The organism is Embleya sp. NPDC005575, from assembly GCF_040605455.1.
GTDB lineage: Bacteria > Actinomycetota > Actinomycetes > Streptomycetales > Streptomycetaceae > Embleya.
The window spans coordinates 1-17,467 of the sequence record NZ_JBEXCV010000170.1 but is presented as its reverse complement, the minus strand read 5'-3'; the positions used below and the strand labels follow the sequence as shown (position 1 = coordinate 17,467).

The window sequence follows — 17,467 nt, the reverse complement described above, 5'->3', positions numbered from 1 at the left end:
CCGACGGGGTGAACGTCGCCGGGCACGGCACCAGGCAGCCGCCGGCGGCGGGCCCCGACGACGGGACGCGCCGGCCGCACCGCGAGGCGCGTCACCCGCGCGTCGGGGCGTGGCATGGTGACCGAATACTGAATGTGGTGTCTCGACTCAGCGACCCGACTCGGGGTAGTCGAGATACCGACCCCGCCCCCCTGTCGTCTCACATCCGGGTGGTTGCCCGCTCATGCCGACGATGCCGACCGATCTCGCCGTGGTCACGGACTCCACGGCCTACCTGCCCGAGGAGCTCGTGGAGCGGCACCGCCTCGTGGTGGTCCCGCTCAAGGTCGTCCTGCGCGGACGGCCGCTGGACGACGGCATCGAGGCCACGCCTGCCCAACTCACCGACGCGCTGCGCGGGCGTCGGGTGGTGACCACGTCGCGCCCGGCGCCCGAGACGTTCGCGGAGGTCTACCGCGAGCTCGCCGAGAAGGGCGCGACGGGCATCGTCTCGATCCACCTCTCCGGCGAGCTCTCCGGCACGTACGAGGCCGCGCTGCTCGCGGCGCGGGACGCCGACGTGCCGGTACGCGTGGTGGACTCGCGCACGCTGGGCATGGGTATGGGCTTCTCCGTGCTGGCCGCGGCGGAGGCGGCGGCCGACGGCGCGTCCCTGGAGGAGGCGGCGATCGCGGCGGAGAAGCGCGCGCAGACCACGTCGGCACTGTTCTACGTGGACACGCTGGAGTACCTGCGCCGGGGCGGGCGGATCGGGGCGGCGGCGGCGTTCATGGGTACGGCGCTGGCGGTCAAGCCGCTGTTGCACGTGAGCGACGGATTGATCGGGCCGTTGGAGAAGGTCCGCACGGCGACGCGCGCGATCAGCCGACTGGAGGAGTTGGCGGTGGAGCGGGCGGGGGCCGGGCCGGTCGACGTCGCGGTGCATCACCTGGCCAGTCCGGAGCGCGCGGAGGCGCTGGCCGGGCGGTTGCGGGAGCGCTTGACGGGGCTGGGGGAGCTGTATGTGAGCGAGGTGGGCGCGGTGATCGGGGCGCATGCGGGGCCGGGGTTGTTGGCGGTGGTGGTTTCGCCTCGGTGAGGGGGTGGGGTGGGGCCGTCGGGGTCGGGGGCGGGGCGCTGAGTCACTCACGTGGGTGGGTTTGGTTTCCACAGCCTGCGGGGTTGTGCACAGGTCTCCCGGTGAGCGGGGACGAGTGATCGGGGCGACCTAGCTTCGAGGCATGTCCGGATCGCCGTCCTCGTTCCCTTCGCCTTCGCCTTCGCCGTCCTCGTCATCCGCCTATTTGCCCCCCGGCTATTCGCCCTCCGCCTCTTCGCCTCCCGCCTTTTCGTCTCCAGGGTCTTCGTCTCCCGGCCCTTCGTCTCCGTTCCCTGGCTATTCGTCCTCCGGCCGTGCGTCCCCTGGCCGTGCGTCGTACGGTCGTCAGTCGCCCGGTCAGGCGTCCTCGGCGTTGCCGCGGTCGGGCGCCGAGCGGGTCGCCGCGCTGTTCGGGTCGGGTGAGCCGGACACTCGTCGGGGACCGGACCCCGCGCGGCGGATGGCCGAGGCGGTCGCGGATCGACTGCCGGCCCGCTTTCGGGTGGGCGTGGATCGGCGCGCGGTGGCTGCGGTCGCGGTGCTCGCGCTGGTGGCTGTTGCCCTCGCGGTGGGCGGGTGGTGGCGGGCGCGTCCGCAGAGTGTGGCGGCGCCGGCGGGACAGGTGACGGGTGTTCCGGCGCCGGGCTTCGCGACGTCGGCTGGTGCGCCGGCTTCGTCATCCTCGTCGGCTGCCGGGCCGGTGCCCGCGGCCGGGCCGATCACGGTGCACGTGGCCGGGAAGGTGGCGCGTCCGGGGGTGGTGGTGCTGCCGCCGGGGGCGCGAGTGGCGGATGCGGTACAGGCCGCCGGAGGTGCGCTGCCGGCGGCGGATCTGGCCACGCTGAACCTGGCCCGCCCGCTGGCCGACGGCGAACAGATCCCGGTTGGCGTCCCGGGTGCCCCGGTGCAGGCCGCCCCTACGCCGACGGGCGGCCCGGCGGCTCCGGGCGCGCTCGTCGACATCAACACGGCAACGGCCGAACAATTGGAGCAACTCCCCGGCGTAGGCCCGGTCCTGGCCCGCCAGATCATCGAAAAGCGCACCCAGCTCGGCCGCTTCGCCACGATCGACCAACTCCGCCAGATCCGCGGCATCGGTGACCGCAAGTACAGCGACCTGAAACCGAAGGTCCGAGTATGAGCGGTTCGCTCGCAGACATGAGCGACCTGCCCGCCCACCCGACGGCGCACCGCGACGGCGGGCTTCGCCCGGTGTCGGTCTGCGACGGGTGCGGAACGCGGCCGTCGGTCGGTTGCGGTGTCGGGGTGGGTTCGATGGCGGGTCGGGAGGGTGGGGGCGGCTTGATGGTGGGGTGTGGGGTCCGGTCGGGTCACGTTCGAGACGGTGCATCCGTGGCCCCCGTGTCGAAACGCAACGGGGGGTGTGGGTGGGGACGTTCCCGGCCCGACCAGGACGCGACCGCGGCTCATGGCCCATAGCCGTTCGACTCCCACCGGCCGGCGCGAGCGTCCGGCGGATGCCCGCCTGCTTCCCGGCGCGACCGCCGCCTGGGCAGCGGCATGGGCCGCGCCCCTGGTTTCCCTCCGGGCCACGGCGATCACGAGCGCATGTGCAGTCTTCGGCGCCGCCGCGCTCGCGCGTGTGCCCACCATCCGTCGCCGGGCGACCGTTGCCGTCGTCCTCGTCTGCCTCGCGGCCGGCGGCATGGTGGCCGGCCTGCGCACCGCCGCAGACCACGCCGGCCCTGTCGCCGCCGCAGCCCGCCATCGCACCGAGGCCACCGTCGACCTGACCGTACGCACCGACCCGGCACGCCGGGTCACCCGCGTCCGAGGCAGCGAACTCGGCCAACCACCCACGGTCTTCGCCGCACGCATCGACCACCTGAGCACCGCCCCCAACCCATCGACCAAGACCAACCCACCACCCCGACCCGCCCACCCCAACCCAGCGCGCAGCCAATCCAGCCAAGCCACCCTCCACGGCCCCGGCGGCCCAAGCGATCCGAGCGGCTCAGGCGATCCGAGCGGCCCCGGCGGCCCAAGCGATCCGAGCGACCTCGGCGGCGCGGGCGCTCCGAGCGGCCTTGGCGGTTCGAGTGGTACGAGCGGCCCAAGTGGCCCAAGGGGTACGCGCGTTCGTACTCCCGTCACCGTCCTGGTCACCGGTCCCGAGGCCGGCTCCTGGCTCGGTCTGCTTCCGAGTACGCCGATCCGCGCCCACGGTCGCCTCGTTCCGGGCGGGGACGGGCAGGCGCTCCTCCTGGTGCGATCCGCCCCGGAGCGCATCGGCGCTCCCGCGGCCCACCAGCGCTTCGCGGGCCGGCTCCGGGCCCGCCTGCGCGCGGCGTGCGCGGACCTGCCGCCCGCCGCCCGCGGCCTGCTCCCGGGCCTGGTCGTCGGCGACACCAGCATGCTTCCCGCCGACCTCGAAGCCGACTTCCGGACCACCGAACTCACCCACCTGACGGCGGTGAGCGGCACCAACATCACGATCCTGCTTGGCTTCGTCCTCCTGGTGCTCCGCCGCGGCGGTCTGCGCGGTCGCGCGCTGCCGATCACGGGCGCGGTGGCCGTGGCGTGCTTCGTGGTCGTGGCCCGACCCGAACCGAGTGTGCTGCGCGCCGCGGCGATGGGCCTGGTCACCGTGGTCGCGCTGTACACCGGCCGGCCCCGGCACGGCCTTCCTGCGCTGGCCGTCGCGGTACTGGTCCTGGTGCCGTTCGATCCGACGCTGGCCCGCTCGTACGGATTTGCCTTGTCCGTGCTCGCCACGGGTGCGCTGCTGCTGCTCGCGCCGCACTGGGCCGCACGGCTGTGTGCCCGAGGTTGGCCGAAGTGGGCCGCGGTCACGGTTGCCGTGCCACTGGCCGCGCAGGCCGTGTGCGGACCGCTCGTGGTGACCTTTGCGGGCCGGGTCGGGCTGATGGCCGTACCGTGCAATCTGCTCGCAGAGTTCGCGGTCGCGCCGGCCACGATCCTCGGCTTCGTCGCCCTCGTGCTCGCGCCGGTATGCCTCCCGCTCGCGCAGTTGGCCGCGTGGCTGGGTTCCTGGCCGATCCGGTGGATCGTGACCGTGGCCCACACCGGCGCCGCGCTGCCCGGCGCGGCCGTCACCTGGCCGACCGGCCTCTTCGGCGGCGTGGCGCTCGCGGCGATCACCGTCGCGGCCGTGCCGACCCTGCGCGTACTCCGCCGCCCGCGGTCCACCCGATCCGGATGGCCGCGCGCCATGACCGCCGCGTTGCTCGCGACCCTCGCGGTGGTGCTTTTGCTGCGTCCACCGGCCGTGGTCCGCCCGCTGACCGGGTGGCCGCCCCCGGACTGGCACCTGGTGATGTGCGACGTCGGCCAGGGCGACGCCATCGTGCTCAACGCGGGTCCCGGTACGGGTGTCCTGGTCGACGCCGGACCCGACCCGCACGCGGTCGACCGCTGCCTGCGCGACCTCGGGATTCGTCGCCTGCCGCTGATCCTGCTCAGCCACTTCCACGCCGACCATGTCGAGGGCCTCCCGGGCGCTTTGCGCAATCGCGCGGTCGGCCTGATCCAGGGCACCTCGGTCCTCGAACCGATGGCCGAGGTCACCCGAGTCCGCCGCTGGGCCACAGCCGCCGGCATTGCGATGTCCACCCCCACCGACGGCGAACTCCGCACCCTGGCCGACCTGACCTGGCAAACCCTCACCCCGCTCCCCAATGCCCCACGCCCCCGCCCCACACCGCCACCCAGGACCCCCACCCCCACCCGGCCCCAATCCCCACCCCCCGCCACCCCCACGCGCGACCCGGTCCCCACCACCGCTCGGACCGCGAGCGCCTCGCCCCTGCCACCCGAAGCCCCGGCCACCCACCCGCCCGACCCGGTAGCCCCGCCGAGGTCCGGCGCGTCCGTGTCGGGGCTCCCCGGGTCGCCCGACGTCCCGGTCCGCCGTCTCGCGTTGCCGCCGGCGGGCGTCCTGACCTCCCGAGTGGGTGACACCGATTGCGGCAGCGTTCGGCCCGGGTTCGACGTACGGGGGCGGGCGTCGGTTCGGGATCTCCCGGCTGGGAGCGCGGTGGGTGGGTCGGTGGCCAACAACGCGAGTCTCGTGGTGCTCGCGGAGCGGCACGGCGTTCGGATGTTGCTCACCGGGGATGCCGAGACCGAGGCCCAAGAGGCGCTGCGGGCCCGGTTGGCCGGGGTTCGGGTGGATGTGCTCAAGGTCGCCCATCACGGTTCGGCCCGCCAGGATCCGGGCCTCGTACTCGGGTTGCACCCACGCCTCGCGCTCGTCTCGGTGGGCAAGGGCAATCCATACGGCCATCCGTCCCCCTCCGCCCGCGCCCTGGTCGCGGCCATCGGCGCCCGCCTCCTGCGTACCGACACCGACGGCCCGATCGCGGTAACCGGCTCCCCAGTGCACCTGAACGCGGTGGCCCGCGGCCCGGACACCCCCACCCGCGCCGACCGCCCACCCACCCGCACCCCCGCGCAGGTGCAAGCCATCGCCCCCGCCCCACCACGACCGCGCACACCCGCCGGCGCCCGCGCCGCACCCGGCCACCTCCCACGCAGACCTCGCCCCGATCGACCACGCCGTCTGCGCATGGCCCGCCCGCGCACAGTCCACCGCTGTCGCCTCGGGGTGTCGTGGTCGAGAGGCTGGAGCGCGCTCTCGACGAACGCTCGCAGGAACCCGACGTGGCGCAGGCCCTGACGACGATGATCGAGCGTTCATCGAGCGCTGCTGCCTGGAGGTCGGTACGCGGGCCGCGCCGGGAAGCCCCCTGCCCGGCCTTACCGATCTGTATCCGGGACACGCCGCCCGGCGCTTCGGCCACCTCGGCGCGCCAGCGGTTGCCCTGGCCGAGGCTCTCGCGACGCGAGCCGAAGCGGATCAGTCCCGGGTGGCGCTGTTCGGGGTGGCAGCAGTGGCGGCGGCCACGGCACGGCGGGGGTGGTGGTGGTGACGGCGGGCGTGGTGGTGGCGCCGCGAGCGGCCGTGGCGGCGGCGCAGTAGTCCGGATGTCGTCCAGTCCGTGGAGTGCCCGCTCGTCGACATCCGCGATGGCCCCACGCACCCCCGTCCCGGGCCTGCCGCCGCCCCCGGTGCCGCCGCCGCCACCGCTGCGGCCACCGCTGTGTTCGACGACGCCCCCGCCACCTCCACCCCGCCGCCCCCGAGCAGGCGTCGCCCGGATCGACGCGGCGGCCCACGCGCCGTCTGGCCGCCTCCTTGTGTGCATGGCGGCGACCAGCGGTGGGGGAGGGGGTGTCCGGCGGGCGTGGGATGCTTGGTCGGGTGGCCAGGAGAATGCAGGATGACCCGCTCGCGCCCGTGACGCTCGTCGTCGGGCCCGAGGAATTGCTGGTGGATCGGGCGATCGGCGAGGTGGTCCGTGCCGTGCGGGCGCAGGACCCCGATGCCGATGTGCGCGACCTCGCGCCGGGGGCGCTGCAGGCGGGGATGTTGTCCGAGTTGGCCAGTCCGTCGTTGTTCGGCGAGCGCAAGGTCATCGTGATCCGGTCCGCGCAGGACCTCGGCGCGGACCTGGCCGGCGAGGTCAAGAAGCTGATCGCCGATCCCGCCGACGAGATCGTGCTCGTGCTCGCCCATCTCGGCGGGCCCAAGGGCAAGAACCTCCTGGACGCGGTCCGCAAGGTCGGCGTGCGGGAGGTCACGTGCGCCAAGGTCACCAAGGTAGGCGACCGGGTCGCGTTCGCCCGGTCCGAGTTCCGGATCGCAGGCCGCTCGCTCACCGAGGACGCCTGCCGCACCCTGGTCGAGGCGATCGGCAACGACCTGCGCGAATTGGCGTCCGCGTGCAGCCAGTTGATGGCGGACACCGACGGCGTGGTCGACGAGGAAGTGGTTGCGCGCTACTACAGCGGGGTCGCCGAGGCGTCCAGCTTCACCGTCGCCGACAAGACCGTCGAGGGCCGTACCGCCGAGGCGCTGGAGCAGTTGCGCTGGGCGCTGTCGGTCGGCGTCGCGCCGGTCATGGTCACCAGCGCGCTCGCGCAGAGTGTGCGGCAGATCGCCCGGGTCGGGGCCGCCCCGCGCAATGTCCGGCCCAACGATCTGGCCCGCGACCTGGGTATGCCGCCGTGGAAGGTGGACCGGGTGCGGCAACAATTGCGCGGCTGGACCCCGGACGGCATCGTGCGCGCGCTGTGCGCCGTCGCCGACGCCGACGCGGCGGTCAAGGGCGGCGGTACGGATCCGGCCTACGCACTGGAGAAGGCCGTCGTGACGGTCTCCACGGTCCGCAACATCTGACCCGGAGCCCCCGACCCACCAGCCCCCGCACACACAGGCGCCGCCCACCACAAAGGCGCCGCCCCCGGAATCCCGGGGACGGCGCCTTCGAAGTCACTACGAGCGCAAGCGCTCGGGTGTCACACGATGCGGATGCGCGAATCAGGCCTTGGCCGTCGCGACACGCTTCGCCAGCGCCGACTTCTTGTTGGCGGCCTGGTTCTTGTGGATGACACCCTTGCTGACGGCCTTGTCGAGCTTGCGGGCCGCGAGGCGGGTGAGCGCCTCGGCCTGCTCGACGTTGCCGGCCTCGGCCGCCTCGCGCGCCTTGCGCACGAAGGTCTTGAGCTCCGACTTGACGGCCTTGTTGCGCTGACGCGCAATCTCGTTCGTCTTGTTGCGCTTGATCTGGGACTTGATGTTCGCCACGAAAGAGCCTTCTGAGTACTAGGTCGGGATCCGATCCAGGGAGAGGGCCCGTTCGGACGTTGACTGCGTGGCAGAGACACGTACGCCACACGCGATCCATCAGATTACCAGTGATCAACGGGTCCACAAACACCCGGACGGCTCAGGCCCCCCGAACCCCCGCGGGACGCGACTCGAACCGCCCTCGCCCGCTCCACCAACGCGGCTCACCCGTGCCGCATGGGACGATGTAGGGAACACCGGCGATCCCACACCGATCCCACGTGCCACCTGCAGGACCCTCGCAAGACCGCCAGACCTTCGCAAACCCTCGCCAGTCCACCCGATCGAGAATCTGGAAGCCCGCGTGCCCGCGACCCCGTCAGTGAACGTGCCGGAGCCCAGCCGTACCGACCCGGCGCTGATCCGCAACTTCTGCATCATCGCCCACATCGACCACGGCAAGTCGACGCTCGCCGACCGGATGCTTCAGATCACCGGTGTGGTCGATGCGCGACAGATGCGCGCGCAGTACCTCGACCGCATGGACATCGAGCGTGAGCGCGGAATCACCATCAAGTCGCAGGCGGTGCGGCTGCCGTGGACGGCCCCCGATGGCCGGATCCACATCCTCAACATGATCGACACCCCCGGCCACGTGGACTTCACGTACGAGGTGTCCCGTTCGCTCGCGGCCTGTGAGGGCGCGATCCTCCTGGTGGACGCGGCCCAGGGGATCGAGGCGCAGACGCTCGCCAACCTCTACCTGGCGCTGGAGAACGACCTCCAGATCATCCCGGTGCTGAACAAGATCGACCTGCCGGCCGCCCAGCCCGAGAAGTACGCGGCCGAGCTCGCGCACATCATCGGCTGCGACCCTGAGGATGTGCTCAAGGTCTCCGGCAAGACCGGCGTGGGTGTGCCCGAGCTGCTGGACGAGTGCGTACGCCTGGTCCCGCCGCCGATCGGCGTCAAGGACGCGCCCGCCCGCGCGATGATCTTCGACTCGGTCTACGACTCGTACCGGGGCGTGGTCACCTACGTCCGAGTGATCGACGGGGACCTGAAGAAGCGCGAGCGCATCCAGATGATGTCGACGGGGGTGACCCACGAGCTCCTGGAGATCGGGGTCATCTCGCCCGAGCCCAAGCCGTCCGACGGCCTGAGCGTCGGCGAGGTCGGTTACATCATCACCGGCGTGAAGGACGTTCGGCAGTCCCGGGTCGGTGACACGATCACGTCGCTGCACCACGGCGCGACCGAGGCGCTCGGGGGTTACAAGGACCCCAAGCCGATGGTGTTCTCCGGCCTGTATCCGCTGGACGGGTCGGACTATCCCGAGCTGCGCGACGCGCTCGACAAGCTCCAGCTCAACGACGCCGCGCTGGTGTACGAGCCGGAGACCTCGGTCGCGCTCGGCTTCGGTTTCCGCTGCGGCTTCCTGGGCCTGTTGCACCTGGAGATCGTCCGGGAGCGGCTGGAGCGCGAGTTCAACCTGGAGCTCATCTCCACCGCGCCGAGCGTGGTGTACCGCGTCGTCATGGAGGACGGCACCGAGCACACCGTGACCAACCCGAGCGAGTTCCCCGGCGGCAAGATCGCCGAGGTGCACGAGCCGGTGGTGCGGGCCACGATCCTGGCGCCGAGCGAGTACATCGGCACGATCATGGATCTGTGCCAGACCCGGCGCGGGGTCCAGATCGGGATGGACTACCTCTCCGAGGACCGGGTCGAGCTGCGCTACACGCTGCCGCTCGCGGAGATCGTGTTCGACTTTTTCGACGCGCTCAAGTCCAAGACGCGCGGCTACGCGTCGCTCGACTACGAGACCACCGGCGAGCAGGAATCCGCGCTGGTCAAGGTCGACATTCTGCTCCAGGGCGAGGCCGTCGACGCGTTCAGCGCGATCGTGCACAAGGACAAGGCATACAGCTACGGCGTCGAGATGACCAAGAAGCTGCGCGAGTTGATTCCGCGTCAGCAGTTCGAGGTGCCGATCCAGGCCGCGGTCGGTGCGCGGGTGATCGCCCGCGAGAACATTCGCGCGATCCGCAAGGACGTGCTCGCCAAGTGCTACGGCGGTGACATCAGCCGTAAGCGCAAGCTGCTGGAGAAGCAGAAGGAAGGCAAGAAGCGGATGAAGATGGTCGGCCGCGTGGAGGTGCCGCAGGAGGCGTTCATCGCGGCGCTGTCCACCGACGACAGCGGCGGCAAGAAGTAGGCGGCAGGCGGCAGGACACGGCCGGGCCGGGGTGCGGGTGGGCGCCGGGCCGGGCGGCTGGGCACAGCGGGTGTGGCGACGCGATTCGCAGGCGGATCCGGGCGAAGCTACTACCGCGTAGCCCTGCGGCGGCGTACGTTGCGGGTGCATCGGGCACAACCGATGCACCCGCTTTGCTTTTTACTCCCGCTATACCGAACGTTCCCGCACTCCGCCCGTTACCGATATCCGGCTCTCGTCGCCGTGGGTACGGGTATCCACACCAGTACTCGGCATCGCCACCGCTCCCCGAAATTCACCCGGGCTGTCATTCGCCCAGGACATGGAGGCCGCAGTGAGTCCAGAGCCCGTCGGCATCGACAATCGCCCGCCTTCCATCGCCGTGGACTTCCTGGAGCGCATTCGGGCGACGCCCGAGCGAGAGGCATATCGGCACCCGGTGCCGGTGGGTGACGGCGACCGCGAGGAATGGCGCTCGCTCACCTGGGGACAGGCCGGCGACCGGGCCAAGGCGATCGCCGCCGGTCTGGTGGTGCTGGGGGTCGAGCCCGAGGACCGGGTCGCGATCGTCGCCGAGACCAGGCTCGAATGGGTGCTCGCGGACCTGGGCATCATGTGCGCCGGAGCGGCCACCACCACCGTGTATCCGACCACCAACGCCGACGAGGCGACCTTCATCCTGGCCGACTCCGGCAGCGTGGTGGCCTTCGCGGCCGACGACGCCCAGCTCGCCAAGCTGAGCGGTGAGCGGGCCGCCTTGGGCGCGGTGCGCAAGGTGATCGTCTTCGACCACGCGACCGACCGGGACGCCGACGACTGGGTGATCACCCTCGCCGAACTGGAGGGACTCGGCCGGGCCAGGCTGGACAAGGAGCCCGACCTGATCGAGACCAGGGTCGCCGCGATCACCCGGGACCAGCTCGCGACGCTGATCTACACCTCCGGTACCACCGGCCGGCCCAAGGGTGTCCGGCTCGCGCACGACACGTGGGCCTATCAGGCCGCCGCGCAGGTCGCGATGGGGCTGACCGACACGGACGAGTTGCAGTATCTGTGGCTGCCGCTCGCGCACTGCTACGGCAAGGTGATGATGTCCGGCCAGATCCGGATCGGGTACCCGACCGCGATCGACGGGCGGATACCCAAGCTGATCACCAACCTTCCGATCGTGCGGCCGACCTTCATGGCCGCCGCGCCGCGGGTGTTCGAGAAGGTGTACAACTCCGTGCAGGTGCGGATGCGTGCCGAGGGCGGTCTCAAGTACAAGATCTTCCGGTGGGCGATCGGCGTCGGCCGGGAGATGTCGCGGACCCGGCAGGCCGGTCGTACTCCCTCCGCGTTGCTGAATGCCGAGTACCGGCTGGCCGACCGGCTCGTCTTCGCCAAGCTGCGCGACCTGTTCGGCGGCCGGCTCAAGGGTTGTATCTCCGGCAGTGTGGCGCTCTCGTCCGACGTCGCGGAGTTCTTCGACGCGATCGGCATTCCCATCCTGGAGGCCTACGGCCTGACCGAGGCCAGTGCGGGCAGCTCGGTCAACCGCTACGACGCGCACCGCATCGGCACCGTCGGCTTGGTCCTGCCCGGCTCGGAGCTGCGCATCGCCGAGGACGGCGAGCTGCTCGTGCGGGGTCCGGCGGTGATGCAGGGCTATCACAACAACCCCGAGGCCACGGCCGAGGTGCTCACCGAGGACGGCTGGTTGCACACCGGCGACATCGCGGTGATCGAGGACGGGTTCCTGCGCATCACCGACCGCAAGAAGGACCTGATCAAGACGTCCGGCGGGAAGTACGTCGCGCCCAGCGAGATCGAGGGCCGGTTCAAGGGCATATGCCCGTATGTCGGCAACATCCTCGTGCACGGCGAGAGCCGCAACTTCTGCTCCGCGCTGATCACCCTGGACCCGGACGCGATCCGGGGCTGGGCCGCCGAGCAACCGGCACTGCGGGACAAATCGTACGAGGAACTGGCCGGCAGCGCCGAGGCCCGCGCGCTCATCTCCGACTGTCTCGACGAGCTCAACGCCGGTCTCCAGCGCTGGCAGACGGTGAAGAAATTCGCCATCCTGCCGCGTGATCTGAGCGTCGAGCACGGTGAGCTGACGCCCAGCCTGAAGGTCAAGCGGCGGGCGGTGGAGCAGCAGTACGCGGAACTGCTGGAGGACATGTACAAGGGCACGCTGGTCACCTGAGCCCGGGACCGGCCCCCGGCCCCCGGCCCGCGGGCATTCGACAGCCGCAGGACCCGGTCGCCGGCTCGTGGACAATGGGAGGATGCCCTCCGCACCCCCCGACGGTCTGCCCGCGCCCGAAGACGGTTCGTTGCCCGCGTCCGCACTCGCCGAGTTCGCGGGCGCGAGTCGCCCGTTCGGCTTCTACGTGCATGTGCCGTACTGCGCGTCACGATGCGGTTACTGCGACTTCAACACTTACACCGCGACCGAGCTGGGCGGATCGGCCTCGCAGGGGTCCTACGCGGACGACGCGATCGCCGAGATCCGGCTGGCCCGGCGGCTGTTGGGCGAGGTGGAGCGGCCGGTGGAGACGGTGTTCTTCGGCGGCGGCACGCCCACCCTGCTGCCGGCCGCGGACCTGGCCCGGATCCTGGGCGCGATTCGGGACGAGTTCGGCCTTGCCGCCGGGGCCGAGGTGACCACCGAGGCCAATCCCGAGTCGGTGGATCCGGCCTACCTGGACACGCTGCTCGCGGGCGGCTTCAACCGGCTGTCGTTCGGCATGCAGAGCGCGCGCAGGCACGTGTTGCAGATCCTGGACCGCAGGCACACCCCGGGGCGGCCCGAGCAGTGTGTGGCCGATGCGCGCGCGGCCGGGTTCGAGCACGTCAACCTGGACCTGATCTATGGCACACCGGGGGAGTCCGACGACGACTGGCGGGCCTCGCTGGATGCGGTGCTCGGCGCCCGTCCCGACCACGTCTCGGCGTATGCGCTGATCGTCGAGGACGGTACGCGGCTGGCCGGCAGGGTGCGGCGCGGCGAATTGCCGATGCCGGACGACGACGTGCTCGCCGACCGATACCTGATGGCGGACGAGGCGTTCACCGCCGCCGGGCTCGGCTGGTACGAGGTGTCCAACTGGGCGACCGACGACGCCGCGCGCTGCCGGCACAACGAGCTGTACTGGACCGGCGCCGACTGGTGGGGCGCGGGGCCGGGCGCGCACAGCCACGTGGGCGGCGTGCGCTGGTGGAACGTCCGGCATCCCGCCGCGTACGCGCAGCGGCTGGCCGCGCACACGTCTCCCGCCCAGGCGCGTGAGCTGCTCACCGCGGAGGACCGGCGGGTGGAGCGGATCCTGCTCGAATTGCGGTTGTCCGACGGCGTACCGTGCGGGCTCCTGACGGAGGTGGGGCGGAAGGCGGCGGATCGGGCCGTGGTCGATGGGCTGCTTGAACCGTTGGTGGGGGGGCGGGCAGTGCTTACGCTGCGCGGGCGGTTGTTGGCTGATGCGGTTGTGCGGGATTTGGTCGACTAGCGGGTTGGTGATCGCTTTTTGGCCTCAAGCGCCGGCCGGGCTGGGTGGCCTCAAGCGCCGGCCGGGCTGGTTTGCCTCAAGCGCCGGCGGGGCTGGGTGGCCTCAAGCGCCGGCCGGGCTGGTTTGCCTGGGTGGCCTCAAGCGCCGGCCGGGGTGTGGTTGTCCGGCCGGCCGGCGGGGCGGCGTTACATTGCCACGTCCATGATCAGGTCGGCCAGGGATTCGTCGACTCGGTTCAGTTCCTGGGCGTAGCGTCGCATTTCGGTGCTTTCGCGCTTTGCGTCGGATTCGCCCTGTTCCTTGGTGCGTAGGGCTGCGCCGACCTCGTCGCGGATCGACTTGATCTCCGCGTCCAGGCCCTGGGCGATCGCGTCGCGCATCTTGCGGAGTTGCTTGACCACCTCTTCGCCCAGGTTGGTCACGTCGGTGTCGGCCTGCTTGCGCAGTTCCAGCTGGACCTGCTCGGCGACCTGCTCCTTGAGCCGGCGATTGGCCTTGTTCAACTGCAGCGCGCCCTTGAACACGGTCGAGCCGAGCACCGCGCCGAGGATCACGAACGGGCCCAGGCCGACCAGGAACGCCGCCGTGCCGACCGCGATCTGCGGCAGCAGCGCGGTAAGCATCGACCTGAGGTTGAACTTGCCGCCGGAGACCGCGGTCGCCGGGTCGAGTACGAAGCTGACCGCGTCCGCGAGCAGCCGCTCGATCGGCGTCGAGGGTTTGCCGTCCTCGTCGGTGCCGACCGGGCCGGCGGTGAGCGACGCGCGGATCTCGTCGATGCGGGTGACGAACTGCTTCACGTCGTCGTCGATCATCCGTTCCATGTCCTCGACGCGACGCGCGACGAGCGGCTTGAGGTCTTTCTCCTGCCACTGCGCGAACTCGACCTGGACCCGCCCGGAGAGATGGTCGGTGATCTCCTTGACCGCCGCCTCCATCTTTTCCCGCGCGTTGAACGGATTGGCGCCGATGGTGTTGCTCGGGTCGTACTCCTGCGCCCAGTTCGGGATGTTCGCGGCGACCCGATCCATGAACCGCCGAGTCGCGGCCTCCACCTCGCCGCGGGTCTCGCGCAGGTGCTCCTCCATCTGCGCGACGATCACCCGCCGATTCTGCTCCAGCCGGGTCAGCGGACCCTGGACCCGCTCATAGGTGGCCCGCAACTCCTCGACGTCCTGGGTCAGGAGCGCCTCCTTGCGGTCGATCTGCTCGCGCGCCTCGATCAGCAGGTACTTGAGCTCCCGCGCGGGCGAAAGGATCTTGGCCCGGCCGCGCTCGCGGGTCAGGAAGTCCTCCAGACCGCGTTCGAGTTCGGGCATCCCGGAGCCGGCCAACAGGTCCGGGTCGCCCTTCTGCCGGCCGGTCAGCGCGGCCCGGGCGTTGACGAAGAAGACCCGGTCCGGGCGGGAGAGGTAGGGCGAGAGGCGCTTGCGGATCTCCCGCTGCACGTCCTCGCGCTCCTCCTCCTCGACCAGGTTGATCTTGTTCCCGACGTAGAACACGTCCTCGTGCCCGCGCGCCTTGACGTGCACGTCCAGGAAGAGCTGTTCGCTGCGTGACATCGCGGCCTGGCAGTCCACCACGAACACGAGCACGTCGGCCTGTTCGAGGTAGTTCAGGGTGACCTTCTCGCGCTCGGGGGCCTCGTTGAGGCCCGGCGAGTCGACCACCACGACGCCGTTGCGGCACAGTTCGAGCGGCCAGCGCACCACCGCCCGTTCGTACGGGTTCGGGGTGTTGTCATCGTCCGCGCCGATCGTGACGTAGTCGGCGATCTCGTCCACGCCGACGGTCAGCGGGTCGCCCGCCGTGCCGTCCGCCTCCAGCGGATAGATCAGCGCCGAGCGGGTGTCACCCCACGTCACCTCGTTGATGATCGCGGTACACGGACGCGCGAAGGAGGGCAGCACCTTCTCGCCGAGCATCGAGTTGATCACCGTGCTCTTGCCGCGCTTGAACTCGCCGACGATCATCACCTTGAACGCCTCGGACGCGGCCCGCTGCTTCAACGAGTCCAACTTCTTGACGCCCGCACCGATCCGTAGTCCGGCCACGATCGGCGTGAGCCGGTCGATCAGGCCGACCAGAGTCTCCTGCCGTGCTCGCCACGCGCCGTAACCCGCGTAGGCCCCATCGGCCGCCCCGTGACCCCTGTCCACCCTGAACGCTCCCCTCCTCGACGGCTGCTCAGCCTCTGGCACCCAGCATGGTGTCGAGCTGGACCCCGAGCTGCTCGCTGCGCGAGACCAGATCCTGCCATGCGGGTCCATCGGCGCCGACCTTGGCCAGCGCGGTCTGCCGATCGGTCCGCCACGCCTTCTGGCCGCGCACCGCCTCGTCCATCACCCCGGCGTAAAGCGTGTGCAGGCGTTTGGAGACCTCCTCGGAGAAGCCGCCGAGCACCTCCTCGACCATCGGCTCCAAGGCCTTCATCGCCTGCGCGCGCTGACCTTCGGTCAGCGACGTCGACTTGACCTCGCCGAGCACCATGCCGCCTGCCGAGGCAGCCATGCTCGCGCCCATCGGCAGCGCGGAGACGCCGCCGGTGAGCGGGATCAGCAGTGCACCGAGCACGGCGAGGCCGGTCGGGCCGATCCGCCAGGCGAGCTTGCGGCTCTTGAGGTCCTTCAGGCCCAGCGACTCCGCCTCGCCGAGTTCGAACTCGGTGGACAACTGCTCGACCTTCTCCAGCCGGTATCCGCTGCCGCGTCCGAAGTGCAGCTTCATCTTCGCGTCCAGCCACTGCACGTCGGCCTGCACGCTGGAATGCAGCTGGGCCTCGAACTTCTTGGCCAGCGCCGTGAGTTCGCGGCGCAGCCGGAACGGCAGGTCGCGCTCCCACCAGGTCCGCGGGTCCGGCGCGCGCTCCATCTCGTAGCGCAGCGTGTCCAGCAGGTCGCCGCGCGAGAGCTGGAGGTGCTCGTGGAATTTCTCCGCGGTCTGCGTGCGCCGCTGCTGGAGTTCGACCCGGACCTTGCCCCACTCGGCGGACATCCGGTCGATCTCCACCTCGGACTGCTCGACGGCGCGCTGCCGTTCGGCCGCTCCGAGCTCGGCCGCGGCCAGGCCGTCCCGACCCACCTGGGCCATCTCGTCCAGCAGCGAGAGCAGTTGGCCCGCGGTCTGCCGCGAGCGCATGCTGCGCCGGCCGCCGGAGGTGGTGAACTCGGTGATCCGCTCGAACACGCCGGCCACCGGCGACAGGTCCTCGCGATGCGGGCCGGCCAGCACCCGCAGGATCGGCGAGATGCGGCGCACCCGGCCGCCGAGGTAGTCGACGATGTCCTCGCGCTCGTCCTCGTCGACGGTGTCCAGTTTGGACACCACCACGGTGATCCGCGGCACGTGCCGGGCGATTACCTCCTCCTCCAGGAACGCGGTCTCGGACAGGCCGAGCGGCGCGCTCGCGGAGACCACCATCAGCACCGCGTCGCTGGCCGCGACGGTGCGCCGGACCAGGTCCTCGGTCCTGCGGTCGTGCTCCTCGGCGTCGGTGCCCTTGCCGTGCCCGGCATTGACGCCGGGAGTGTCCACCAACTCGACGTCCAGCCGGGCCAGCTCGGGTTCGGCGATGAGCACGCGGACGCCGACCAGCCGGGCCTCGTCCGGTTCCTGCCGCTCACTCAGCCGGTGTACCTCGTCCCACGACGCGGACACCGCCGGCCTGGGTTCGGCCCGCCCGTCGGCGAATTGCAACTCCAGCCGCGGCTCCGGCCCCGAGGCGATCACCAGCGGCACCGGGGTGTGCCGGCCCTCGGGCAGCACCGGGGCACCGAGCAGCCGGTTGATCAGCGACGACTTGCCGCGGCCGAACTCGCCGACCACCGCGATCCGCAGCCCGGGCCGGCGCATCCGGGCCCGCAGCCGGTCCAGTTCGGCGGCGATGGCCTCCAGGCCGAAGTCGGCGGCGATCGCCTGGGCGTCGTTGATCCGCCGGCCGAGCGTGGTCGCCGACGGTGCCTGCTTGACCAGGCTGGTCACCGATCCGGCGGGCGCGGTGGCGGCCGGGGCGGGCGTACGCGGAGCCGGCATCCCGGGCCCGGCCTCGCCGCCGCCCGCCGTGC

Annotated in this window: 10 protein-coding genes; 7 read left to right on the top strand and 3 right to left on the bottom strand. The window is 71.2% G+C overall.

What is annotated here, in order from left to right:
* Nucleotides 1-232 precede the first annotated feature (232 nt).
* The 4 genes from ABZS54_RS36100 to holA all read left to right on the top strand — a co-directional run bounded on the left by ABZS54_RS36100 (nucleotide 233) and on the right by holA (nucleotide 7,301).
* The gene (locus tag ABZS54_RS36100) at nucleotides 233-1,078 is read left to right on the top strand and encodes a DegV family protein (RefSeq protein WP_355545968.1); all 846 of its coding nucleotides are present in this window, start codon (nucleotides 233-235) and stop codon (nucleotides 1,076-1,078) included.
* Between the two features lie 373 nt (nucleotides 1,079-1,451).
* Nucleotides 1,452-2,219, top strand: a complete 768-nt coding sequence (locus tag ABZS54_RS36095) for a ComEA family DNA-binding protein (protein ID WP_355545966.1) — start codon at nucleotides 1,452-1,454, stop codon at nucleotides 2,217-2,219.
* A 462-nt stretch (nucleotides 2,220-2,681) separates the two neighbouring features.
* The gene (locus ABZS54_RS36090) at nucleotides 2,682-5,738 is read left to right on the top strand and encodes a ComEC/Rec2 family competence protein (protein WP_355545964.1); all 3,057 of its coding nucleotides are present in this window, start codon (nucleotides 2,682-2,684) and stop codon (nucleotides 5,736-5,738) included.
* Nucleotides 5,739-6,323: 585 nt separating this feature from the next.
* Nucleotides 6,324-7,301 carry a DNA polymerase III subunit delta gene (gene holA, locus ABZS54_RS36085; RefSeq protein WP_355545962.1) on the top strand — a complete coding sequence of 326 codons (978 nt, stop codon included), beginning with the start codon at nucleotides 6,324-6,326 and terminating at the stop codon, nucleotides 7,299-7,301.
* Nucleotides 7,302-7,442: 141 nt separating this feature from the next.
* On the opposite strand, the gene rpsT is transcribed toward holA, so the two are convergent.
* On the bottom strand, nucleotides 7,443-7,709 hold the full coding sequence (gene rpsT, locus ABZS54_RS36080; RefSeq protein WP_078977364.1) for a 30S ribosomal protein S20: 267 nt from the start codon (nucleotides 7,707-7,709) through the stop codon (nucleotides 7,443-7,445).
* 346 nt (nucleotides 7,710-8,055) lie between these two features.
* Between rpsT and lepA the strand changes: the two genes are divergently transcribed.
* From lepA to hemW, 3 genes are all read left to right on the top strand, one after another.
* Nucleotides 8,056-9,909 carry a translation elongation factor 4 gene (gene lepA, locus ABZS54_RS36075; RefSeq protein ID WP_355545960.1) on the top strand — a complete coding sequence of 618 codons (1,854 nt, stop codon included), beginning with the start codon at nucleotides 8,056-8,058 and terminating at the stop codon, nucleotides 9,907-9,909.
* Between the two features lie 334 nt (nucleotides 9,910-10,243).
* Nucleotides 10,244-12,100, top strand: a complete 1,857-nt coding sequence (locus ABZS54_RS36070; protein ID WP_355545958.1) for a long-chain fatty acid--CoA ligase — start codon at nucleotides 10,244-10,246, stop codon at nucleotides 12,098-12,100.
* A gap of 82 nt (nucleotides 12,101-12,182) precedes the next feature.
* A complete protein-coding gene (gene hemW / locus ABZS54_RS36065) occupies nucleotides 12,183-13,403 on the top strand; it encodes a radical SAM family heme chaperone HemW (RefSeq protein WP_355545956.1) in 1,221 nt (406 codons plus the stop codon).
* Between the two features lie 185 nt (nucleotides 13,404-13,588).
* Here hemW and ABZS54_RS36060 read toward each other — a convergent pair whose 3' ends face one another.
* Both ABZS54_RS36060 and ABZS54_RS36055 read right to left on the bottom strand, forming a co-directional pair.
* A complete protein-coding gene (locus tag ABZS54_RS36060; RefSeq protein ID WP_355545954.1) occupies nucleotides 13,589-15,562 on the bottom strand; it encodes a dynamin family protein in 1,974 nt (657 codons plus the stop codon).
* Between the two features lie 28 nt (nucleotides 15,563-15,590).
* Nucleotides 15,591-17,467: dynamin family protein (locus ABZS54_RS36055; RefSeq protein WP_355545952.1), on the bottom strand; the 1,877-nt coding region annotated here is incomplete at its 5' end.